This is a genomic window from Exiguobacterium sp. SH0S7 (assembly GCF_004337195.1).
GTDB classification, from domain to species: domain Bacteria; phylum Bacillota; class Bacilli; order Exiguobacteriales; family Exiguobacteriaceae; genus Exiguobacterium; species Exiguobacterium aurantiacum_A.
In genome coordinates, this window is sequence record NZ_SJVA01000002.1 from 443,006 (window position 1) to 464,783 (window position 21,778).

A 21,778-nucleotide genomic window follows, 5' to 3' on the forward strand; every position below is an offset into this window, starting at 1 on the left:
TCAGAGCTTACAATTTACTGAACACAATTTTCTCTTCACTACTAAATGGATCTGCTTCTTGTTTTAAGACAAACGTTTCTCCCGTTTGAATTATATAAATCAACACTTCTTCATTGTTTGAATTATACGTACGGATGGCATTTGCAAATTCACTGAATCGAATCGCATCATCAAAATCAATCTTGGATGGTTGGTAGCCTTGATCAATTTTCGTAATTAAATTGAACATTTTATAATCGATTTCAAGTTTGATTCGTTGTTTATTTTCACCTACAGCAAACTGAATAAATAACGAGTTGCGGAACTGAACGACTTGTTCTTCATTCTTCGCCACCATGCTGATTGGGTCTAAAGTGAAGCTGACCGGTTTTGCAATGCGATAACGTTTTGAAACTTTTGCACTTGTATCGAACAGATATTTCTTTTGGTCTTTTTTAAAACCGAACCATAACATGAGCGCATTTTCAAACTTCTCATAAAGAGACTTGAGCTCATATCTTTGTCCCGTGTAGTAGGCATACAAATATTTTGAAAATGTCTCAATCGTTGTTTGAGAAATATTCATCTCTCGAGGGTTAGATAGATAAAGCAACCGCAGTAACGATTGCGTATGTTCCGTCACAAGTTCTCGATCCAATAAATCAAGTTGATACGTTTGTCTAGTTGACACATCGAACCTAGAAACGAAACCACTTACGTCCGCCTCAAGATTAATTTGAAGAATGATCTGATCAATTTCTTCAGAGCGATAAGCAATTGGATCCTCGTTTCTTAACATTACCGAAATCGGGGAGTCGTTTTGACTCGTAAAGATTTTTTGATGAAGACCGTGTATGAGTAACGTCTCAAGGACAATTTTCTGTTTACTAATGTTCGCCCAATTTCCTGGAACCATCACTTCATAAATCAAATTGAAAAATTGGCGCATCGATAAAACCGCTTTTTCCTTTAAAAGAGAACGGGCGATTAGATTCACAAGGTTGCGCCGTGCATTCAAATTATTCATGAGTAAAAAGTTACGATGAACGATGGAGTCAATATCTTGCTTCATATCTTCCTCATATGCCAAGTAAAATGGATTGTCATCGTTCTGATCGAACATCTTCGATAAAATTTGCATCAAGAAGTTCGACTCCACCCCACCTTTCGTGAGTTCATACATTGGATAATCCGAAAAACTAACCATTGAAAAACAATCGTGCTCAACGGCTTGAGAAATTTCATTCTCAAATATTTCTGATTGCTCGACGTATGCTATTAACTCGTTAAATGTATAGTCACCGTCCAATGAATGCACGTAATCATATAAAAACTTATGTAATACACCTAGATTTATAGCCAGAACAAACTCATCTGAGCCTTCCGTCAAACGTTGGTCTGAAAATGGAATGAGCTTCTCATATAAGGTTTCCATTGCTGTCTTATGTGGAGAAAGACTTTCCGTCGCGTCATTCCAAATTTTATTTTTATATCGGTTCATCAATTCAGGCTCAGCAGACTGTAGGTGAGATAGGATGTGTGATTTTCCATCGCCTACACTTCCAATCAAGAGCGTTAATCGTTTTTGTTCAGGTTGCTGTAAAAGCTGAAGCAACTTTTTCTCGATTGGCCGTTCAACGTGTAGATACTGCTTTAGAGAACTCAATGGAAGTTCGGCACTTTCAACTGCCTCTTTTGATGACTCGTTTAATCTAGATAAAAGGTTGTAAAGATAACTCTCGTTACGACTCTCGATATGAGGAACAAAGTCATACAATTTATTTGTTTCTTCTTCGATTGTCACTGCAGGAGATTCTTCCACTTTGTTGCTGACCTCTAGTGCCTGAAGTTTAGCCTTGAGTTGTTCTTCTACGATTTTCAGAATATCGTCATGACTGACCCCATCATTCTTGGGAGTAGGAGGCTTAGGTGGCGCATACTTAGGCACTGCAGGGGGATTTTCGTAACTTAAGACGTATGAATCGACAATGTTGTATAGACTGGACCAAATTTTTGGTAGAATCTCATGTGCTTCTTTCGTGAATAGTTCATGAGCCGCATTATTCCCATTCTTACGTACATAATGAAGATCGGTTGCGATAGGACGGTCAATAATTTCTTCGGTTAAAAGAATTCGAATATTGTCATTCAAATTATATGTATTTTGGAAACCACAAACTTCTAACCATCCATTTACGATGGCTTCAATCATTTTCCGTGAATTCAATAAGGCGCTCTCAGGGTCAGTATAGTATTTATCTTGAACGATTTGCCCTAACTCTTCTGCCTTTGAATTAATGGGTTTTAGAAATGAGAAAAAATATTCCATGTCATTCATTCCTTTCAATCAACCTTAATAACTTTTTTATTAACTATATTCTTTATTATATCTATAATAAGAGTATATGGTAGGTTTTACCTAGTTCTATCTATGATAAAGGAGCTATAACATGGATTCAACCATTCAATTTCCATCTTTACCTGCATGGTTTACACCTCGAGACTATCAATTAGAAGCAATCTCCGAATGGAGAGCCAATAATTATCACGGTCTATTAGAGATGGCTACCGGTACCGGAAAAACGCTTACGGCTCTCACCGCTATCACGAAGCGGATTGAAGAAAGTGGACGTTTGGCTGTCGTTATTTTATGTCCTTATCAGCATTTAGTAGATCAATGGGCTAAAGATGCTAAAGCCTTTGGTATGGATCCAATCCTTTGCTACGGTTCAAAGTCTCAATGGAGCGCTACTCTTTCAGGAAAAATCACGCAATATAACTTCAAAATCAAAAATTTCATGTGTGTCATCACTACCAACAGTACATTCAAAAATGCTCATTTTCAGGCTCAACTTAATCGAATTGCAGATGCAGGCATGCTTGTCGCTGACGAGGCGCACAATTTAGGAACGAAGCAATCATTACAGTCGCTTCCAATACAATTTAAAAATCGGTTAGCACTTAGCGCTACACCAATACGGCATCATGATGAAATCGGAACGGAACAGCTATTAAATTATTTTGGTGGATCAATCTATAAGTTTACTTTGGAAGAGGCCATTAAAAAAGGGTTTTTGACAAAGTATTATTACTACCCTCACCTAGTGTCACTTACTGAAGAAGAGCTTGAAATTTATCATGAGCTTACAAATAAAATCTCAAAATTGATTAACCTGTCTGATGACAAATCAATCGAATCGTCAGGGAATGATACAGGGATGTTGGAGATGCTATTAATTAAGCGGGCACGTTTAATTAACGCAGCGCAAGAAAAAGATATATTGTTGAAGCAGCAACTTAGCACTCAAGATAGTTTGACTCATACCATTGTGTATTGTGGTGATCATTCTAAGGAAGACCAACGACATGTCGATCACATTGCTCAATTCTTAAACGATGATTTGAAAATAACTGCCAAAACCTTCACTTCGACTGAAACAAAAGAAATTAGACAGACGTTGTTAAGAGATTTTTCAGAGAATAACATTCAGGCACTCGTTGCCATTCGTTGTTTAGATGAAGGCGTAGACGTACCCTCGGCTGAGACCGCTTACATTTTAGCTAGTACGACCAACCCGAAAGAGTTCATTCAACGCCGAGGACGGATTTTAAGGAAACACCCAGGAAAAGAGTATGCTTATATCCATGATTACATTGTGATTCCTCGCCCCTTGTCAGAAATCGACATGCTCACGGATAAAGAATTTAACATCGAGAGACGACTATTAATGAATGAACTTAAACGTGTTAATGAATTTGCATCAATCTCTGAAAATCACTATCAAGCACTTCGTGTCTTAAACCCTATAAAAGAGGCTTTTAATCTCGTCGACCTATAATGAATTATGAGGTGAATACTATGAATCCCACTCAATCAACCAACGAAAAAGATGTATATGCATTACTAAGCGAGTTATCAGAAACAGAACAGCAGATTCTGCAAAATATTATTCGCTTAGAGAAGGACTACTTAGATAAAGAGGGTTCATTTACTGCTGCACAACTCCCCGACGAATTCTCTAGACTAATCAAAAAGGAGTACATCTAACATGATTCTTAAGCAAATCGTCATTGAAAATTTCCGCCAATATTATAGGCAGAACGAAGTTGAATTTGCACATGGATCTAGTAAAAACGTTACTGTCATTCACGGAGAAAATGGTAGTGGCAAAACCGCTCTATTAACTGCATTAATTTGGGGGTTTTATGGTCGAGAACTTAAATTACCGAACCCTGAGTCCATTTTCAACAACAAAGCCATTCAAGAAAGTACAAATAATCGTAACGATTTAAGCACATCAGTTCAAATCAAATTCGAACATAATGAATACGAATATGAACTGTGCAGGGTATTATATGCAAAATTTGATAACGAAAAAAATGTACTGAATTTACCTAAAAATAAAACAATCAATCAAAAAGTCGAACTGACAAAACGAAACGTAGATACGAATCAATCAACAAAAATTAAAGATATCTCATATGAAATCAATCGAATCTTGCCATACAAACTGCATACATTCTTTTTCTTCGACGGTGAACGCATGGATCACTTAGGGAAAAAAGAAGCTTACATGGAAATTCGAGATTCAATTAAACGGATGATGGGGTTAGAATTATTCGATAACTCAATCGAGCATCTAAGCAAAACCATTATTAAATTGCGTGACGAAGTTTCTAAAAACGTTAAAAGTGAACTGAGTGAGAAATATGTACGTATTAACCAGATTGAAGATGACAAAGGTAAAAAGAAACATCGACTCGCTGAAACAAAACAAGAACTGACTGCCGCTCAAAATGAGTTAAAAAGTATCGAAAATGCACTTCGTAACGGTGAAGAGACAAGAACGTTTCAAGTCACTCGAGATCATCTTGTCGAATCCATCATTGAAACGAAAAATGCTTTTGATGACAAATTAAAAGAGTTGAGAAGTTTATTGTCTCGATCAGGTCATTTAGCTTTTTCGACTTTGCCACTGAAAAGATTTCAACGAATTGCTCATTCTGACAGTCGAGACACGATTGAAAAATTGATTCATCCCGAGTTGATTCCATCTCTTCTCTCAAACGGTAAATGTCTTTGCGGACACGAACTTGAAACAGCTGCAATCTCAACATTGGAAAAAGTTCAACATGAAGTATTAGACTTATCAAGTTCAAAAAATGAAATGGACCACCTCTATTTCCAATTAAGCGGTTGGGAAGTTGCGAGAACACATTTCTATGTGGAAATTAGACGTCTCGTTGGAGAGCGTGAGGAATTACGAGAGACACTGAGAAGTCTGGAAGATGAGTTACGTGAAATCGAAGAGCGAATGAAGTCAAGTTCACGTAATATCGAAAACTCTACTAATTTGATTGAGAGAGAATCTTTAGTTCGTACTGCCATTGTGAAAGCAGAGGCTAACATAGAAGATTTACTACGCTCAATTGAAGAAATTTCAAGAGAAGAGGAACAACTGAATAAAGAAGTGAGTAAATTGACCAAAGCAGAAGAGCGACAACTTAAACTCCAACTTGCGCTAGACTCTGCGACAAAAGTAAAAAATACTTTGGTTGGCCTTTTAAAATTAAGAGAATCTCAAGTGAAATCGGAGTTAGAAGAGAAAATTAAATTAACCTATTCCCAGCTATTAAGAAAAGAATATCCAATTTCATTAACAGACAATTATGAGCTTCTTGTTTCTGATGTTAACGGCGGAAGTATTGGTTTATCACAAGGTGAATCACAAATTACTAGTTTAGCCTTTATCGGAGCCATTGTCGATTTGACACGTGAGTACAAAGATAAGGAAAAAGGTCATGCTTTAGATGAAGAGCTAAAGCTCGGAAATATCTTCCCGCTTGTCATGGACTCTCCGTTTGGAGCACTTGATGCCGACCACCGCTCCAGAGTGGCCACAAATTTACCTAAATTGTCGGATCAAGTCGTCGTAATCGTGTCCACATCGCAGTGGCGTGGTGAAGTGGATGAAGCAATCAATCATCGTATTGGAAAATCATATAAATTACTCAACCATACGAATGATGAATCGGGTGAATATACGGAAATTGCGGAGGTAATGTAATGGCAAAACGTTCTTTACGCCGTGACGGCACACAAGATCATATGTATATGACGTTAAAAGAAGATGCTCAATTATTTGATACTTACAAAGATACATTCATGGCAGCATTACTATTTGGTTATAGCAACGAGCGAAGAAAGAAAATCAAAGCCGGTTCAGAAATACCTTTATCGGTTTTCTCAGAGCAAGATTTGCAACTAATTAAACTAATTATGCATTTAGAAAATGCATTTGAAAACTTCTCAGTAGATCACGATTCAGAAGATGATGCGGAAGCGCCTCTTGAAAACTTCGATATTATTGAAGAATATGCTGCTGGCGGATTAGACGCTTTATATCATGAGTTAGAAGTTTTTCTAACCGATTCGGAATCAGCTCAAAATGCTTACTTAGATTTAATGTTAAAGTATGAACAAAAAGAATTTAATACGGAAGACTTAATTAACGAGCTTCCTTTTAATTAATTTAGACAGCCTGCAAACTCATTAACAGTTTGCAGGCTGTAGCTTTTCACTCCAGAACTTCCTCCAAATACAATCCTTTCTCAAATCCGCCTTTCCGCTCCCGCTTCTCGGCACGAATCGCATTCATCTCTTCAAACGAAGCTCCATGCATCTTCCCAAGTTCATACGCGAGTTCAAGGATATCGGCTAGCTCTTCAAGACATTCCTCATCGATGTTCGCGTCTTCATACTCTTTCAGTTCTTCATATAGCTTCAAGCGTGCCTGTTCAAAGTGCTCGGCTTGATTCAACTGTTTGACTATGACTTGTTTTCCGTCCGCCCGAATTAGTTCGGGTACACGATCTCGGACCAACTTATTGTGCTTCACCATAGCTGCCTCCTACTCTACAATCTCAAATGCCTTCACATACACGACATGATCGAGGAAGATAATCCACTCATCCTCGAACTGGACGAAGCCGTCCGAAGCATGCCGGAACGACTGATAAATCGCTTCGAGCGCCGCATAGCGACTCTCCGCTTCTACCACTTGCGTCAACACCTCATCATTGATCAAATGAGATTCAACCTCGTACGATTTCATCGTGTTCACTAATTAAGGCAGTTACATGTACCCTTTCAATCTTATTTAAAAAATAACGGTTAATAATTTACCATGCGAAGCCAAGACACCGACCATTCTTTCCAAAACCGATATAAATATCCACTGTTGAGGCATTGTTGCCTGAGAGCTATTTAAATGATTTGCCATTGCGACATTTTTAAACCTAAAAAGAAGGACTTTAATTAATGAGTTCTCGAATCTAGCACCAATAACTCACATTAAAAAAGTGACGTTAGTAATCGAGCGAGAAATACAAAAGCGCTTGGTAGTTTCGTACAACAATGTGATTGTAATCAACGCTGTTAAAATGGTTCTTCCTCACTTTTGATGAAACGCTCCATCTCTGTGGCTATGTAGATATCGATTCATATATCTGTAGAACATCAGGATTCAAGTTACACTCAATATTTTGATGCGCAACAGTTCCAATCCCGCCCGACCATACATTTGACGTTTGATTGTTTTCAGTCGATTGACCTGTCCCTCGACCATGCCATTTGACCAGGGCAGCGTCATCCCGAGCCGGATCGCATCGACGTCGCATCGTATATAGGTGGCGAAAGAGGATAGTGGTGTTTCATTCATCCGTTCTGCCTGTTCACACCAATTCAAGATATCCTGTTCAGACGTCGTCTCCCCGAAAAGTTCTTTGAACGAACGGACGAGCTTGTTCAATTGCTTCAAGAAAGGATAGATACCCAGTATCTTTAGGAGAAGTGGTTTGTTGGAAGGCTCATCTTCCCAAAGGACTTTCTGGATGATTCGTCGATTGATGATTATTTCGTGTGGGACTGCTTTTTTCAACTTTGCGACATAGGGTCGAAATGTACTGATTCCACGGACGTATCCTTTTCGTTTCAATGCCCGATACATCCATTCTGTCGTCCTTCCTTGGCGGATCCATCTGACGATGTCTTGTTTGTGGACGTCTGCACTGTGTCGTCGATATGACCGACTGATTCTTGGTGGCTCTGTCAGCTTCAGATATCTCCGACACGTCTTCGGATCGATTTGATGCCGTCTGACCAACTCGGAAATCGGGACCCCTTGTTTTGCATCCTGCTGTACGGCCAGAATAAGTGTCCATTTCCTTCTCTCGGCATTTGTCAACTCACGTTCGACGCTTAGACCATCCGGTTCGAAAAGAATCTTTTCGCTTGATGGAAGGCGTCGTTTCAAGATTTCTTCAATTTTCTTTCCTAAATTATGAAACAAGTGCCATCGGTCACTCACCTGTTGGATCGTCTCATCGGCCAAGCGGATGGCCTCCCGGAACTCGACGGACCCGTCCCTTGCCACGACCTGTATGGTTGGGTGTGAACGAATCCAGGCAGAGACAGTGTTAACATCCCGAGAGGGAAGCAGCGCGATTGGTCGTCTGGTCTCAAGATCGCAGATGATCGTCCCATACTTTTTTCGTTTTCTCCATGCCCAGTCATCGATGCCGATAACGCGAGGAGCAGGTTTCTTCACATGATGTTCCGATTGTTTCAACATTCGGAGTAGCGTACTGTCGCTGATGTTGTTCAAAATACGTTCCAGCCCGATTGCACTCATCCCACTCAATAGCCTCAACAGACTGCGATCCAAACGAATTGTTCTGCGGGAATGTGGTCGACAAAGGGAAGGAAACCTTTCTGTAAAGATACTCGTGAGACAGGCAGGATCGTCGCAGAAAAAACGTCTTGCCTGAATCCGTAGTTGTACATCCATCCCGAACACGCGCTCATCCTTCAACGTCCTGATGTATCGGCTGTGGATACGATGTGAGACAGTATTGCAATGAGGACAGGGTGCACATGACTTTTTTCCATGACAAATGATCTGATATGTTTCTTCGAAATGGTTCGCATCGACCACTTCTAGTTCCGGAAGAAACTCATCTAACATGATTGATCCCTTCAATCCTTTTAGTGAACTAATTCCCGAAGACGGGCCTCATCAAAAGTGAGGAAGAACCAATTTTAAACCGCTGTTGACATGTGATCATTGACAAATGTGTTGAGGTAAACTTCTTCATTGAGAAGTAGATTTGATAATCAGGTTAAGAGCCAGTCGGCTTTGAACGAGTGAGTCGAACATCACTTTTTCACTCCTGCATTGCGAGTCCGAACTTGACTGCCTTCTTAACAAACGCATTTTATGCTCTTATAAGAATTTCATTCGACGTTACGATACTTGTGCGAACAAGCATAAGGTCATGTTCCAGATTTTCTGCAAACCAAAGGCTAGCCAGAGTCATATGGGTCACCGAAGAAAAAGACTTTCTCTCTGCATTCCGTGGCTCATTCATCAACAACTAGTTGCTCATAACTCCGCATTTCTTTATCCACTGGACTTTAATTCATAAGACTGTAAGTGCATGGCGCCGCCCGGTATAAAAACGTTATTTGGCGGCAAAAAACAGTAAACTTAATCATTTTAAAACTATAAATCAATTTCAAAGTATTAAAAAATAGATAGTATACTAAATTTGTGATTTAGAGAGTATATCAGTTTGAATTGAGCAGTCGATGATATGATACTAAGAACACCTCTAAGTCTCCAGTTTTTGGAATTGAATCCCTTATGATATTCATTCCACCAGCTGCATATCTGTTTAATAACTCCATTCCTTTCTCACTGAGTTTTGTACTTGAATCAGTTTCAATTAATTGTAAAATTAAACTTTCAACACTTGCACGATCTTCAGCATCTATTCCTTGTCTTTCCATCTCCGCGTTAATCAATAGTCCTATGATTAAATGAGATTTATCTTGGTAAGGTTGGGGATACCCTTCAATAAAATCAGCATTCTCATACTCTTCTTGTCTTCCAAGCTTTTTATTATCCAAACCCATTATTAAACACATATAATATTTATCAAACATCATTTTAAATCTTTTTTCTTTTTGATCAATCAATTTATAATATTCTCTTGCTTCTCTAGGCAATTTAAAACCCATTTGTCTAATCTCCTATTCACTAATAGTAATTTTTTCATTTTCGTCTTCTTCTTGAAATGTAGAAAATTCTTCTTTTCCTTGAATACAATAAGTTTCTTCGTTTTCCTTTAGAATTGTTAGAAATTGAACATCTTCTTCAATGCTATAAAAATAATCTGCAAATCCTTCTCGTTCACCAGAAGTTATAAATATAATAAGCTGATTAAATAAATTTGGTATTATTCGAGAGACTTGTCTTCTAACGGACAAATCTAACGAACCTGCTGGAGAATCGACTATAAACGGCAAGTCATGAGAAGAAGTTTCAAACATAGATCCTAAAAATGAATATGCAATTGCTAAAGACTGACCTTCACTAGCTCCAGATTTTCTTGCTAATTTTAAATACCCTTTTATCTCTTCCACTTCGATTCTCTCATTTTTAATAATTTGTGAAAGCTTTTCGTTTGTTTCATTCTTAATCCTACCTTTTAGCTTTTCTATGGTAAGTTGTTCAATACTTGTTAGAAACAACTTTAATTTTTCTGAATTTTTAACCAACAAAACAGTATCTGATGCTTCAGCAATTTTTTCTCTAATAATGGTGAGCTTTTCGTAACATAACGATATATTTTCAATTTCATTAATAATTTGCTTTTCAAATTTATCCTTAGTAGTTAGGACTCGTAATTTTTCAAATAATTCGTCAATACTTTGCTCTAACATCTTTTTTTCAATCTCTAAATTCTGTAATTCTACATCTCCAGCTTCGGTTCGCTCAGTTTGAATTCTATCCCAATCATTTTTTAATTCGTTTCTTCTGATTATTAACGAGTTCAATTTTTCAATTTCTTCTTGAACATTCTCGCTAAATTCTCTTCCATTTATTGAGCTTTTTATTGCATTTATTACACCAATTTGATCATCCCCTAAAAAATCTCCCGACTTTTCAATTATGTGTTGTCTTTCGATTTCGCTAATTGATCTTCCACACACGCAACTTTCACTATTAGATAAATCTTCAAAAAATTGTTTTGACATTGTTCGAGGTAATTTTAATTTTTGCATTTTGGAAGAAAGTGAATTTAAATTACTTGCTACTTGTTTAGATATCAAAAATGGATCTCTAATATCGTTTAAAATGTCGTATGTTTGTTTACTTATTTCGATATCAATATTTTTGCGTTCTTTTTCTAAACTTTCAACTTGCTCTCTCAGCGTATCGTCCGATTTAATATGCTCTGATATTTCTTTTAAAACATGTTCGAGTCTAGTTTCTTTCTCCTCTTTTTCAATTTCAAGACTTACTTTATCTTTATTTAATTGCACTAATATAGTGTTGAACCTTTCTTCTTCTTTTTTCAGACGTGTCAGTCCTTTTTCAGTTTTAGCATTAGTTTTCTCCATGTTTTTTTGTTTCTCGGTAACTATTGAGTCAATTCTATGTTTTATGTCACTAATCCGATTAAGTTGATATAGATAACGTATCGTTCTTTCAGCCTCTAAACTTTGACTACCGATAATTTCTTTAGCTAATTCACCATCAAACACAAAACGTTTTACAAATTCGGTTGTAAATGTACTTTTTAAAACTGATGGCAACTTCAGACCACTTTCAAGACCACCTATTTCGCCAGATCTAGTTGTTTGATAGTATGCTTTACCCTCTAAATAGTTTAACTTCAAAGCTACTAAATATGTTGAGCCATCAATTAACAAGGTAACTTTAAATTCTCCTTCCATTTCTCTTGATTCTGGTGGTCTAAAACTTAAAACCTGTTCTCGATTCCAGCTAACAGCTGACTCATCAAAAATAGCTCTAAGCAAAATCTGTGTAGTTGTTTTTCCATAGCCGTTAGGCATCATTATAAGATTTATTTTATAAGGCACATTTGATTTATCTTCAACTGAAATTTTAAGATTATTCACCCCTCTAATATTCATATATTTCCAGTCAATTATTTTCAAATTCATTTTTTTAGTCCTCCTTCTGCATAAGATTGATTACACTTAATACATCATCGTCATAATATGAATCTAGCATTGCATTGTTAATAAGATGTTTTGCCCTTCTTTTAAATTCTTCGCTCTCCTCAATTTTTTCAAATATCTCTTCAATAGCCTCATTTAATTCTTTATTTTTGTCCATATTTATGTCTCTCCTATTCTCGTTTTAGCAATTTCACTTAGCCATTTACTTCGTTCTTGATCAGTGTTTTCTTTATCTATATTTTCATCATCATCAAACTGCACAAAATCTAATACAAATGCACGTTTATTTGGATTATTTAAATCAAGTCTTAGGCTTCGACCAATTCTTTGAATAGTTTGAACCTTAGCTTTATCAGCAGAAAATAAAATAATATTATTTACTGAACTAATGTCAATGCCTTCTGAAATTCTTTTACTTGTAATCAAACAATTCAATTCTCCATTACTGAAACGAAGTAAGTTATCCCTATCATCTTCTCCGTAATACGTATGGTAGTTAGATTCGAACCTAATAATGATGTCTTGTACAGCTTTACCAAAAGTTTTTGTCTCGACAAAAATAATTGACCTCTTTAAAATGTGACTGTTAGATTTTAAAAACGAATGAAATATAGGCAATTTAGCCTTAGAAATTTTTTTTACCATTGCTAAATCTCTATATAGGCTTTCCACTGATACGAATTCTCCAGCTTTTTGCTTTGCTTTAAATGCTGCGATTGTCTTACGAATCATCTTTTTGTCATCGTCTGTCAATTCGAATTCTAAGAAAGAATAATCAAACTCGCATAGTATTCCTCGTTTTATTGCATCTACAAGACTAAATTCAAATAACTTAACTCCAATCTCTTCTTTAATAAACTTATTTCCTATTTCATCAAATGCTCTTTCAGGAGTCGCACTAAGTCCTAATCTATACTTAAATACATGAATTTTCCCGCTTAAATTTTCAACTAAATTTTTTGAACCAAAACCATGCACTTCGTCACAGATAATTATCGATTCTTTGGCAACTTTATTAATTATAAAATCAATATTGTTTACTAAGTAATCTCTAGAAATAATTAAAAAACTTTCATCTGGGTTTAATAAAAATTCTGCAACCTCTTTGTGTTTTCCGAATTGCTTGAAAATTTTAAACTTAGTCCGTAACCCTATTTCTTTAGCCCATTGGTCTAATAAATCTGTCCCTTCCACAGTTATGATTGCACTTTTTATGGATTTATTATTTTTAAGAATATTCGCGATACTTAATGCGGTTCTAGTTTTTCCAGTTCCCGTAGCCATCTCAAGGACTCCATTACCGACATTTAAAAATTCTCTTATAGCATCATCTTGATGCCTCCATTGATTTTTCACACTTCTTTCTTTGGGAAGTTTATAAGGTCTCTTTGAAGTGCGTAATTTGAAAACGTCATTTTTTATTGCGTTAGGCAAATCATAGACGATTAGATTTTCATCCTTGTTATTCCATATTTTTTCAAATCTTTTTATATCATTTTCAACAAATTCATTTAATCCTCTCCATGTAGGAAATACTTTTATACTTTCGTAATTACTTTCTCCTTTAATACTGTCATTAACGGATCCATTAAACGATAATGTTTCATGTTCTCCGTAAAATATTCCAAATTTATCATGAAAATCTCCACCATTTAATTTTTTTGTTGGAATTGCAAATTTAAACTCTAATATTTCATCATATATAAGCCAAGCAATAGAATTAAGTGTTTCTTCTTCTAAATATTTTTGAAGCTGTTTAACATCTTTTTTTAAAATTGATTCTAAATCAATATCTTTTGGTTCGATTAAACCTCTTGAGAGTGACAGTAAATCCTTTTCTTCAAGTATTGGACTTGTAATCCATCTAGCAGAACCTCCATTTGATGCAAAATGACTTAATCCGTATGCGTTCTTTGCTATCCATCCTGAAGTGAAATAACCGACACCTCTATCATATTTATTCGCCCACTTAAAGCATGGATCATATAATTCTAATGTAAAATTGTTATCTGACGAATTTAAAACAAGAGGAATTTTAGGATAGTTATCCATCGTGATTAACACCTTCTCTCATAACATTAAATGCAATAAAAATCTAACTATATAAATTAAGCAATTAAAATACTAAGTTCATAAGAAAAAATCAGTTCAAAAAGCATAGACTTTCTCTCGAATTAGTTCAGTTAATTCATCACAGACCAGCCCGTTACGCTTTACAACTCCCCATCTTACTCCACAATCTCAAACGCCTTCACATACACGACATGGTCGAGGAAAATAATCCATTCGTCCTCGAATTGAACGAAGCCATCCGACGCATGTCGGAACGACTGATAAATCGCTTCAAGCGCTGCATAGCGACTTTCTGCCTCGACAACTTGCGTCAACACCTCATCATTGATCATATGAAATTCAATTTCGAACTGTTTCATCGTCTCTACTCCCCTCTCCTTACTTGCCTGCATTCGTCTCCTAACCTTTTCCCCATTCAAACCAATTCTCCTCCGTAAACCAAGACGAATATTTGACACGTTTATATAAGGAAATATTTTCTTGTAAACTAATTTAAACAGTAAGAAAATTACGTGTAATTACATATTTATTATTTCATTCATTCCATTACAGAAAGGAATTTTATTATGGCCTATGATTTTAAATGCAACCAGCCTACAAAACGATTTGATAACGGCGACATAGCCACCCTCGCGCTTGACGATATGAACCTCCACTTTGTACATGCCGACTTCATCTCGATCATCGGTCCATCCGATTCGGACAAATCAAAGTTGCTCAGCTTGATTGGCACGCTCATCCCGATTCGACTCGTCCGGAACATCAAACCGTATGAGACGATGCAGTCTGGCGAAGTCTCGAAAGGACGTCGCTTGAGCGTCGGTATGAGCTTGAACCAGCTCGTGACGTATTGGCCGCGGACGACGTTGTCGATTCTCGCCATCGCCTTACCGACGAGCCTGTTCGGCTTCTTACTGTTCGTCACGTTCCGCCTTCGAGGCGTCTTGTACACGACATAGATCGGCGAGTTCGTCGCCCTTGAAGTCGGGACGATGCATTACGTCGCCATGGGTGTCGCTTTGCTCATCGCGATGCTCACGACGACCGAAATCATGTGGCAAAATGTCTCGGAGCGCAAGCCGCAGCTCGCCGTCTTGAAAGCGCTTGGTTGGCAGAACACGTCGATTCGTCGTCTCGTCTTAACGGAAGGCGCGCTGACCGGTTTCTTCGCCGGACTGCTCGGTGTGAAGGTCACCATCATTATCGTCACGATCATGTATCAACAGTTCCCGACGTCCGAGTTGCCGTTCTTGTTCGCGACCATCCTTATCCCGGTCGTGACCGGTGTCCTCGGGGCGTTGCTCCCGGCTGAGCGGGCCGTCCGCATCACACCGGCCGAAGCCATCGGCGGACACGTCGTCAACCAGAAGAAAGTCGAAAAACGGTTCCGTCTCGCCCTCGGCACGACTGCGACCGCACTCGTCGTCGGGATTATCAGCTTGTTTGGCTTCACGTCACCCGAAGTGAAGCCAGTGACGGAAGAAGCGAGCACGACGCCGGCACCGACCGCGCAGACGACCGGTACGAAACAAGCTGACTTGAAAGACACGAAACCGAAAGAAACAACTGCTCCAAAAGAAGACGATCTTCAAAAAATTATGAACCTCGGTACGTTCCAAACGTTCATCGGCGATCCGGAACTGAAGAAACGTGAATTCCAAGTTGGTGAACCGGTCTTCGCTTCACCGGACGGGACCGAACCCGAAGCCGGAAAACGATTCGTCAGTCTACCGATTTCTTTATTCCATGAAGCCGATGAGTATGATGGCTATATGGACTATCGTCCAAACGGATTCCGCATGTATACACCAGACGGGACAAAATATAGTCCAGTCGATATGGTCAACCACAATAAAAAAGCGTTCAAGAACGGTTTTCGTTATTTCACAGGAGAGAAGTCCGAGATTGATTTGGTCTTCCTCGTTCCTGAACAGGAGAAAACACTTGTTTTATACGCCTCAAGCGGTGCCATGCCGAAAGTGTACACCGTCAAAATCGAAGTACCTTAACCGAAAAAAGGAGCGTCGTCCCTTCCTGGGATGGCGCTCCTTTGGCTTTTATCATTTTGGCTCATATCGAAAATCTGATATTTTTGCATTTGCTCTCGAGTAAAGGGTCTCCATCGAGAATCGATTTGGACGGTTCGTGCCTCCACCGTATAACTTCTCGATTGTTTGATCGATATACGAGTTCTCCGCTTCGAGATATTCGACGACAAGGTCTTTCAACTCATCGGCAGCAGAATCTTCATGCTGCAGGCCCTCAAGTTCGGCCAAATACATGTCGTTGTCTGCTTTCAACCCCTGCAATTCTTTAACCGCTCCGGATACGGCGACTACATCTGTCGGGACACTCGATAGCGTGAGCATCTTGATTTGATGGTCGCGGGCTGACGAAATGATTGAAGTGGCGTCGAAATGAATGACCGGTCTGTCGTCAATCGTTTCAACCGTGCCGTTTCCTCCGCAACCTGTTAAAGCCATCGTTGTTCCTGCGAACAGAGAGACGGATAAGAGTAACTTTTTCATCATCGATTCTCCTTCGCACTTGTTCGTTTTCTTAAGAAAGCCCCTCTATAATTTCGACCACAACCCCTGTATCTCCGACTTTCCCCAAATCCAAGACGGTCGGGTCCTCATACGCCAACACATGAAACTCCTGCTCCATCGTGCGAATGACGTAATGCGACAGTTCGCCTCGGTCGGTGTTGACGTGGTCCGTCTTCATCCATTCTGCGGCGAACGAACTGAAACGAGATGTCTTCAGTTTCACAACCGGATACGCGTTAGCAAGGCCGTCCTCGGGCATGCCGTGCTCTTCTAGCGTCCCGAGAAACACCGCATACTGTTCGAAACGTATCAAAATTCGGTCACGCCCCTCGTCCCACGTCAACAGCATCGTCGCGTCATTCGCCCCGAAACACGTCCACTCGAGCGGATAATAAGTGACACCCTTCATCTGAAACGATTCCGTATCGAGCACGTAGTCTTCCGTCGTCATCAAGAAATCTAAATCAATCGCCACGCTTGTCTCCCCCTTTCAAAAAAAGCGACGTCCGAAAACGTCGCTTTCACTCAATAGAAGATAAACCACAGCACCGCTGCCACTAAAAACAGTCCGGCCCCGATAAAGAGAATCTTTGCCAATCGTTCGTATACCATGTCTTCACCTCACCAACGCTGCGCCGACGACGAGCGAGACTCCGAGCGAGAGCATGAACGCGAGCAATCCGACCGCGATGTTGCCTTTCCCGATCTCCTCGTTCACTTTGAGCGACGGCGTCAAAAATTCAAACAACCAATACGTGACGAGCAGTAAGAAGAAGCCAAAGCTCCCTCCGACTAAGACGTCGATCATCCGCTCGTGATGACTCTCGACGACACGGAAAATGTTGGCGAGGCCGACGACCTTGCCCCCGGTCGCGAGCGCGACGGCGATATTCCCTTTTTGGATCTCGCGCCAGTTGCTGTATGGCGTCGTCACTTCAAAGATGGCGAGCCCGACGACGATCATCAGTCCGGCGATCGTGTACAGGCCGAGCGATTCGAGCATCACGCCAAACGTTACGTTCCCCATCATCATGCGTCCCTCACTTCAATTCGACGACCGTGACCCCGAGTCCACCTTCGCCCATACCACCCGGGCGTTGACTCTTCACGTGACGATGTCCTTTCAAATACTCCTGCGTCGCTTGTCGCATCGCGCCCGTACCGAGCCCATGGATGATGCGGACGTTGTCGTATCCGGACACGAGCGCCTCGTCGATATATTTGTCTAGGCGCGAGAGTCCCTCTTCGACCCGGACACCGCGAAGATCGAGCTCCGACTTCGTCGAGCTCTGGCGCTTCAGCGAGCTGCCTTTCGACTGGAGCGCTTGTTCTTTCGAGGGTCCGACTTTTTGAAGGTCGTCCGCTTTGACGTTCACTTTCATGATCCCGACTTGGACGTTGTACTCGTTGTCGTTGATCTGGTTCACAATGTACCCTTTTTGGTTGAACGTCGTCACTTTCACTTCTTCGCCTTTACTGAACGTACGTTTTTGTTGCGCTTTTTGTTTCACTTTTTGGATCTTTTTATCTTGGAGCGTCGGTTTCGCCGATTCGAGCTGTTTCTTCGCGGCGATGATCTCGTGCTCTTTGACGATGCCTTCTGCGCGTAGCTTCTTCAACCGGTCGATGACTTCGTTCGCTTCCCGCTTCGCCTTCTCGACGGCCTTCTCGGCACGTGCCTCGGCCTCGCCGTACATCGTGTCGCGTTCAGTCTCGAATTCACTCATCTTCGCCTCGAACGCCGCTTGCTCTTGTTCGAAGTCGTGACGTTTGATGATCAGTTCTTGCTCGAGCTGTTCGGCGCGTTGCTTCGCCGACTCGAGTTCGTTGATCATCGATTCGACCGACTCGGCGTCGGTGCCGACGTGGCTCCGCGCCTTATCGATCACTTGTTCGGACAGACCGAGGCGTCGGCTGATCTCGAACGCGTTCGACCGTCCCGGCACGCCGATCAATAGACGATACGTCGGGCTGAGCGACTCGATATCGAACTCCATCGAGGCGTTGACGACACCTTCTCGGTTATAGGCGTACGCCTTCAACTCGGAATAGTGGGTCGTCGCCGCGACGCGGGCCCCGCGACGCTTCACTTCATCGAGAATCGCGATGGCGAGCGCGGCCCCTTCTTGCGGGTCGGTCCCGGCACCGAGCTCATCGAATAGGACGAGCGACATGAAGTCGACCTTGTCGAGCATGCTGACGATGTTCGTCATGTGCGAGCTGAACGTCGACAAGCTCTGCTCGATCGACTGCTCGTCACCGATGTCGGCGTAGACGGCGTCGAACACCGAGAGCTCTGTACCGAACTCGGCCGGGACATAGAGCCCTGACTGGACCATCAGTTGCAGTAACCCGATCGTCTTGAGCGTGACCGTCTTACCACCCGTGTTCGGTCCGGTGATGACGAGCGACGTGAAGTCTTCCCCGAGCTCGACCGTGATCGGGACGACCTCATCTTGCGGGATGAATGGATGACGCGCCTGCTTCAGTTTGATCTCGCGGGCGTCGTTCAACTTCGGCTCCGTCGCTTTCAGTTGATGTCCGTACGCGACTTTCGCGAACACGAAGTCGAGTTCGGCCAAGACGTCGAGGTTCGTCACGACGGAATCGGCTACGCCGCCGACGAGATTTGACAGTTCGGTCAAGATGCGGTCGATCTCCGAGCGTTCTTTCAAGCGGACTTCTTGGATTTCATTGTTGATCGAGACGATTGCTTGCGGCTCGATGAAGAGCGTCTGCCCTGACGCCGACTGGTCGTGGACGATCCCGCCGAACGCTTGGCGATACTCTTGCTTGACCGGGACGACGAAGCGGTCGTTCCGGATCGTGACGATCGCGTCTGAGAGCATCTTGGCGTTGTTGCGGAGGATGTTGTCGATCCGCGAGCGGACACTGCCCTCAAAGCTGCGGAGTTGCGTCCGCAGACCGCGCAGTTGCGAGCTCGCCGAATCTTGGACCGTACCTTGGTCATCGATCGCGTGACGGATCGATTGCTCGACCTCGATCAGCTTCGTCAAGCGCTCGGCATATTCGTCGAGGCGCGGGATTTGGATGTCTTCGTTGTCCTCGTGCAACTTCTCAAAGAAGTTTTTCACTTGGCGGCCGCTGTACATGACGGCGGCGACGGCGAGCAGTTCGCTCGTCGAGAGCACCGAGCCGATGGCGGCCCGTTTCACTTCGGCGCGGACGTCTGAGAGACCGCCGAGCGGCAAACGGTCCCGGAGCCGGACGACCTCGGTCGCCTCGCGCGTGACGTTCAAGTTGGCGAGTACCCGGTCGTACGAGTAGTCAGGCTGCATGTTTTGCGCCCGGTTTTTCCCGAGCGAGCTGGCCGCATGCACGGCGAGCTGTTGACGTAACTTTTCATATTCTAATACGCGTAACGCGTGATCCATCTAGCATGTTCCTTTCTGTCGCTTCGCGTCGAAGAACGCCTTGGCGTCCTCGAACGTGAGGCAGTTAATAATGTCTGACGGTTCGAGATAGGCTTTTCTTGCGTGCAAGACGCCGAGTGCCATATCTTCCATCATATCAGGGTGGTGCGTGTCGGTGTTGACCATCAGTTTGACACCGGCCGCCTTCGCTTTTTTCAGCGTCGAGGCGGTCAAATCGAGACGGTTCGGGTTGGCGTTCAGTTCGAGCGCCGTCCCTGTCTCTTTCGCGAGGGCGATCAAGCGCTCCTCGTCGATCGGGTAGCCGTCACGACGTCCGATCAAGCGCCCGGTCGGATGGGCGATGACGTTGACGTAAGGCGAACGGCAGGCGTTCTCGAGCCGCGCCATGATCTCGTCGACACCTTGGTCCATCTTTGAATGGATCGAGGCGACGACGTAGTCTAGCGTCGCTAAAAACTCAGGCTCGTAGTCGAGCGTCCCGTCTGGGCGGATGTCCATCTCGACACCGCGCAAGACGTGCATATCGTATTTTTTCGCCGCGGCAAGGATCTCTTCCCCTTGCGCTTCTAATCGTTCCTCGGTCAAACCGTTGACGAACGACATGTACTTGCCATGATCGGTGATGGCGATCCACTCGTAACCTCGCGCTTTCATCGCGGCGACGAGCTCATCGACCGTCAGCTTCCCGTCCGACCAGACCGTGTGCATATGCGCGTCGGCCTTGATATCGTCGAGCGTGACGAGCTTCGAGATGTCGTACTCGAACTCAAGATTCCCTGCCCGTAGCTCCGGCGGGATGAACGGGAGGCCGTAGCGTTCGAACAGCTCCGCTTCCGTCTCCGGCTGCCATAGGCCGTCCGCGGTCTCGACCCCGTACTCGGAGATCGACTCACCCTTAGCTTTCGCGAGTTGGCGCATGCGGACGTTATGGTCTTTTGAGCCGGTGAAGTGGTGGAGCGTCGCGGCAAAAGCACTGGGCTCGACCATCCGGAAGTCGACCGACACCATCTCCTCGCGCTCTAAGACGAGCGACACTTTCGTCTCACCGGCTGCGATGACTTCATTGACGAACGGGAGCGCGAGCAGTTTGTCGCGCAAAGCGACAGGCTCCTCGGTCGCGATGATGAAGTCCAAGTCTTTGCACGTCTCCTCGGCCCGGCGGAAACTGCCCCCGACCGAATGCCGGAGGACGAGCGCCTCGCCTTCTAACACTTTGTTGATCTCGTCGACGACCGGGCGCATCATCGCGTACGACAGGCGTTCCGGACGGGATTCCAAGTTCCGTGCTGCTGCGAGCAACTTCTCGACGCTCTTCGTGCCGAAGCGCGGCAATTCTGACGCCGTGCCGTCTTCCAATACACGGATGAGCGACTCGAGGTCGACGACGCCGACTTCTCTTAACTGGGCCAGTTTCTTGCCACCGAGACCTTGAATTTTGAGCAGCTTCATTAAGCCGAACGGAATCTCTTCTTGGAGCGACTCGAGCACCTCGCTCCGTCCCGTCTGGCGCCATTCCTCGAGTACAGCTGCCGTCCCTTTACCGATACCTGAGATCGTCGTCAAATCATCGATGTCGTCGAGTTCGAGCTCGGTGTTCTCGAGCGCCGTCGCCGCTTTCCGAAACGCGTTGATTTTAAACGGATTCTCACCCTTGATCTCCATATATTGCGCGATTTTCTCTAACAGCATCATCGCCTCAACTTTATTCATCGTATTTCCCCCTTTTTCAT

General features: G+C 42.6%; 20 protein-coding genes. 6 read left to right on the forward strand and 14 right to left on the reverse strand.

All coding sequences use genetic code 11. From position 1 onward, the window contains the following. Positions 1–7: 7 nt before the first annotated feature. The gene (dptF, locus tag EVJ22_RS05930) at positions 8–2,308 is read right to left on the reverse strand and encodes a DNA phosphorothioation-dependent restriction protein DptF (RefSeq protein ID WP_158625499.1); all 2,301 of its coding nucleotides are present in this window, start codon (positions 2,306–2,308) and stop codon (positions 8–10) included. A 121-nt stretch (positions 2,309–2,429) separates the two neighbouring features. Between dptF and EVJ22_RS05935 the strand changes: the two genes are divergently transcribed. From EVJ22_RS05935 to EVJ22_RS05950, 4 genes are read left to right on the forward strand one after another with little or no spacing between them, the layout of a single operon-like run. Further along, on the forward strand, positions 2,430–3,818 hold the full coding sequence (locus tag EVJ22_RS05935) for a DNA phosphorothioation system restriction enzyme (protein ID WP_131443483.1): 1,389 nt from the start codon (positions 2,430–2,432) through the stop codon (positions 3,816–3,818). A 20-nt stretch (positions 3,819–3,838) separates the two neighbouring features. After that, on the forward strand, positions 3,839–4,027 hold the full coding sequence (locus EVJ22_RS05940) for a hypothetical protein (RefSeq protein ID WP_131443484.1): 189 nt from the start codon (positions 3,839–3,841) through the stop codon (positions 4,025–4,027). A gap of 1 nt (position 4,028) precedes the next feature. Then, the gene (locus EVJ22_RS05945) at positions 4,029–6,047 is read left to right on the forward strand and encodes an AAA family ATPase (protein ID WP_131443485.1); all 2,019 of its coding nucleotides are present in this window, start codon (positions 4,029–4,031) and stop codon (positions 6,045–6,047) included. Further along, on the forward strand, positions 6,047–6,511 hold the full coding sequence (locus EVJ22_RS05950; RefSeq protein WP_131443486.1) for a hypothetical protein: 465 nt from the start codon (positions 6,047–6,049) through the stop codon (positions 6,509–6,511). Before EVJ22_RS05945 ends, EVJ22_RS05950 begins: the two co-directional genes overlap by 1 nt. A 46-nt stretch (positions 6,512–6,557) precedes the next feature. Here EVJ22_RS05950 and EVJ22_RS05955 read toward each other — a convergent pair whose 3' ends face one another. The 8 genes from EVJ22_RS05955 to EVJ22_RS05985 all read right to left on the reverse strand — a co-directional run bounded on the left by EVJ22_RS05955 (position 6,558) and on the right by EVJ22_RS05985 (position 14,463). Beyond that, positions 6,558–6,881, reverse strand: a complete 324-nt coding sequence (locus tag EVJ22_RS05955) for a nucleoside triphosphate pyrophosphohydrolase (protein ID WP_131443487.1) — start codon at positions 6,879–6,881, stop codon at positions 6,558–6,560. A 9-nt stretch (positions 6,882–6,890) separates the two neighbouring features. Further along, a complete protein-coding gene (locus EVJ22_RS05960) occupies positions 6,891–7,094 on the reverse strand; it encodes a hypothetical protein (RefSeq protein WP_131443488.1) in 204 nt (67 codons plus the stop codon). Between the two features lie 411 nt (positions 7,095–7,505). Further along, positions 7,506–9,005, reverse strand: a complete 1,500-nt coding sequence (locus EVJ22_RS05965; protein ID WP_131443489.1) for an ISL3 family transposase — start codon at positions 9,003–9,005, stop codon at positions 7,506–7,508. A gap of 602 nt (positions 9,006–9,607) precedes the next feature. Further along, positions 9,608–10,060, reverse strand: a complete 453-nt coding sequence (locus tag EVJ22_RS05970) for a hypothetical protein (protein WP_131443490.1) — start codon at positions 10,058–10,060, stop codon at positions 9,608–9,610. 12 nt (positions 10,061–10,072) lie between these two features. Beyond that, positions 10,073–12,013 (reverse strand): hypothetical protein, encoded by a 1,941-nt coding sequence (locus EVJ22_RS05975; RefSeq protein ID WP_131443491.1) that lies wholly within the window; start codon positions 12,011–12,013, stop codon positions 10,073–10,075. A 4-nt stretch (positions 12,014–12,017) separates the two neighbouring features. After that, positions 12,018–12,188 carry a hypothetical protein gene (locus tag EVJ22_RS15475; RefSeq protein ID WP_158625500.1) on the reverse strand — a complete coding sequence of 57 codons (171 nt, stop codon included), beginning with the start codon at positions 12,186–12,188 and terminating at the stop codon, positions 12,018–12,020. Positions 12,189–12,190: 2 nt separating this feature from the next. Beyond that, the gene (locus EVJ22_RS05980) at positions 12,191–14,083 is read right to left on the reverse strand and encodes a DEAD/DEAH box helicase family protein (protein WP_131443492.1); all 1,893 of its coding nucleotides are present in this window, start codon (positions 14,081–14,083) and stop codon (positions 12,191–12,193) included. A gap of 176 nt (positions 14,084–14,259) precedes the next feature. After that, positions 14,260–14,463 carry a hypothetical protein gene (locus EVJ22_RS05985; RefSeq protein ID WP_131443493.1) on the reverse strand — a complete coding sequence of 68 codons (204 nt, stop codon included), beginning with the start codon at positions 14,461–14,463 and terminating at the stop codon, positions 14,260–14,262. 285 nt (positions 14,464–14,748) lie between these two features. On the opposite strand from EVJ22_RS05985, the gene EVJ22_RS05990 reads away from it, so the two are divergent. Next, positions 14,749–15,063: a hypothetical protein gene (locus EVJ22_RS05990; RefSeq protein ID WP_158625501.1), complete on the forward strand. Its 315-nt coding sequence runs from the start codon at positions 14,749–14,751 to the stop codon at positions 15,061–15,063. 33 nt (positions 15,064–15,096) lie between these two features. After that, a complete protein-coding gene (locus EVJ22_RS05995) occupies positions 15,097–16,113 on the forward strand; it encodes an ABC transporter permease (RefSeq protein ID WP_131443495.1) in 1,017 nt (338 codons plus the stop codon). Between the two features lie 51 nt (positions 16,114–16,164). Here the strand turns inward: EVJ22_RS05995 and EVJ22_RS06000 are convergent, their stop codons facing one another. The 5 genes from EVJ22_RS06000 to polX all read right to left on the reverse strand — a co-directional run bounded on the left by EVJ22_RS06000 (position 16,165) and on the right by polX (position 21,758). Beyond that, positions 16,165–16,632: a hypothetical protein gene (locus tag EVJ22_RS06000; protein ID WP_131443496.1), complete on the reverse strand. Its 468-nt coding sequence runs from the start codon at positions 16,630–16,632 to the stop codon at positions 16,165–16,167. Positions 16,633–16,663: 31 nt separating this feature from the next. Continuing rightward, the gene (locus tag EVJ22_RS06005) at positions 16,664–17,128 is read right to left on the reverse strand and encodes a hypothetical protein (protein ID WP_131443497.1); all 465 of its coding nucleotides are present in this window, start codon (positions 17,126–17,128) and stop codon (positions 16,664–16,666) included. 141 nt (positions 17,129–17,269) lie between these two features. Further along, positions 17,270–17,686, reverse strand: coding sequence for a DUF350 domain-containing protein (locus EVJ22_RS06010; RefSeq protein WP_084813069.1), 417 nt, complete (start codon positions 17,684–17,686; stop codon positions 17,270–17,272). 7 nt (positions 17,687–17,693) lie between these two features. After that, positions 17,694–20,048 (reverse strand): endonuclease MutS2, encoded by a 2,355-nt coding sequence (locus EVJ22_RS06015; protein ID WP_071399308.1) that lies wholly within the window; start codon positions 20,046–20,048, stop codon positions 17,694–17,696. Beyond that, entirely contained in the window at positions 20,049–21,758 is a 1,710-nt protein-coding gene (gene polX / locus EVJ22_RS06020) for a DNA polymerase/3'-5' exonuclease PolX (protein ID WP_131443498.1), read from the reverse strand. Between the last annotated feature and the right edge of the window lie 20 nt (positions 21,759–21,778).

Excerpts from the sequence above, each read along its gene's own strand:
- dptF (WP_158625499.1), bottom strand. The coding sequence starts at position 2,308 with ATGGAATATTTTTTCTCATTTCTAAAACCCATTAATTCAAAGGCAGAA.
- EVJ22_RS05935 (WP_131443483.1), top strand. The coding sequence starts at position 2,430 with ATGGATTCAACCATTCAATTTCCATCTTTACCTGCATGGTTTACACCT.
- EVJ22_RS05940 (WP_131443484.1), top strand. The coding sequence starts at position 3,839 with ATGAATCCCACTCAATCAACCAACGAAAAAGATGTATATGCATTACTA.
- EVJ22_RS05945 (WP_131443485.1), top strand. The coding sequence starts at position 4,029 with ATGATTCTTAAGCAAATCGTCATTGAAAATTTCCGCCAATATTATAGG.
- EVJ22_RS05950 (WP_131443486.1), top strand. The coding sequence starts at position 6,047 with ATGGCAAAACGTTCTTTACGCCGTGACGGCACACAAGATCATATGTAT.
- EVJ22_RS05955 (WP_131443487.1), bottom strand. The coding sequence starts at position 6,881 with ATGGTGAAGCACAATAAGTTGGTCCGAGATCGTGTACCCGAACTAATT.
- EVJ22_RS05960 (WP_131443488.1), bottom strand. The coding sequence starts at position 7,094 with ATGAAATCGTACGAGGTTGAATCTCATTTGATCAATGATGAGGTGTTG.
- EVJ22_RS05965 (WP_131443489.1), bottom strand. The coding sequence starts at position 9,005 with ATGTTAGATGAGTTTCTTCCGGAACTAGAAGTGGTCGATGCGAACCAT.
- EVJ22_RS05970 (WP_131443490.1), bottom strand. The coding sequence starts at position 10,060 with ATGGGTTTTAAATTGCCTAGAGAAGCAAGAGAATATTATAAATTGATT.
- EVJ22_RS05975 (WP_131443491.1), bottom strand. The coding sequence starts at position 12,013 with ATGAATTTGAAAATAATTGACTGGAAATATATGAATATTAGAGGGGTG.
- EVJ22_RS15475 (WP_158625500.1), bottom strand. The coding sequence starts at position 12,188 with ATGGACAAAAATAAAGAATTAAATGAGGCTATTGAAGAGATATTTGAA.
- EVJ22_RS05980 (WP_131443492.1), bottom strand. The coding sequence starts at position 14,083 with ATGGATAACTATCCTAAAATTCCTCTTGTTTTAAATTCGTCAGATAAC.
- EVJ22_RS05985 (WP_131443493.1), bottom strand. The coding sequence starts at position 14,463 with ATGAAACAGTTCGAAATTGAATTTCATATGATCAATGATGAGGTGTTG.
- EVJ22_RS05990 (WP_158625501.1), top strand. The coding sequence starts at position 14,749 with ATGAACCTCCACTTTGTACATGCCGACTTCATCTCGATCATCGGTCCA.
- EVJ22_RS05995 (WP_131443495.1), top strand. The coding sequence starts at position 15,097 with ATGCATTACGTCGCCATGGGTGTCGCTTTGCTCATCGCGATGCTCACG.
- EVJ22_RS06000 (WP_131443496.1), bottom strand. The coding sequence starts at position 16,632 with ATGAAAAAGTTACTCTTATCCGTCTCTCTGTTCGCAGGAACAACGATG.
- EVJ22_RS06010 (WP_084813069.1), bottom strand. The coding sequence starts at position 17,686 with ATGATGATGGGGAACGTAACGTTTGGCGTGATGCTCGAATCGCTCGGC.
- EVJ22_RS06015 (WP_071399308.1), bottom strand. The coding sequence starts at position 20,048 with ATGGATCACGCGTTACGCGTATTAGAATATGAAAAGTTACGTCAACAG.
- polX (WP_131443498.1), bottom strand. The coding sequence starts at position 21,758 with ATGAATAAAGTTGAGGCGATGATGCTGTTAGAGAAAATCGCGCAATAT.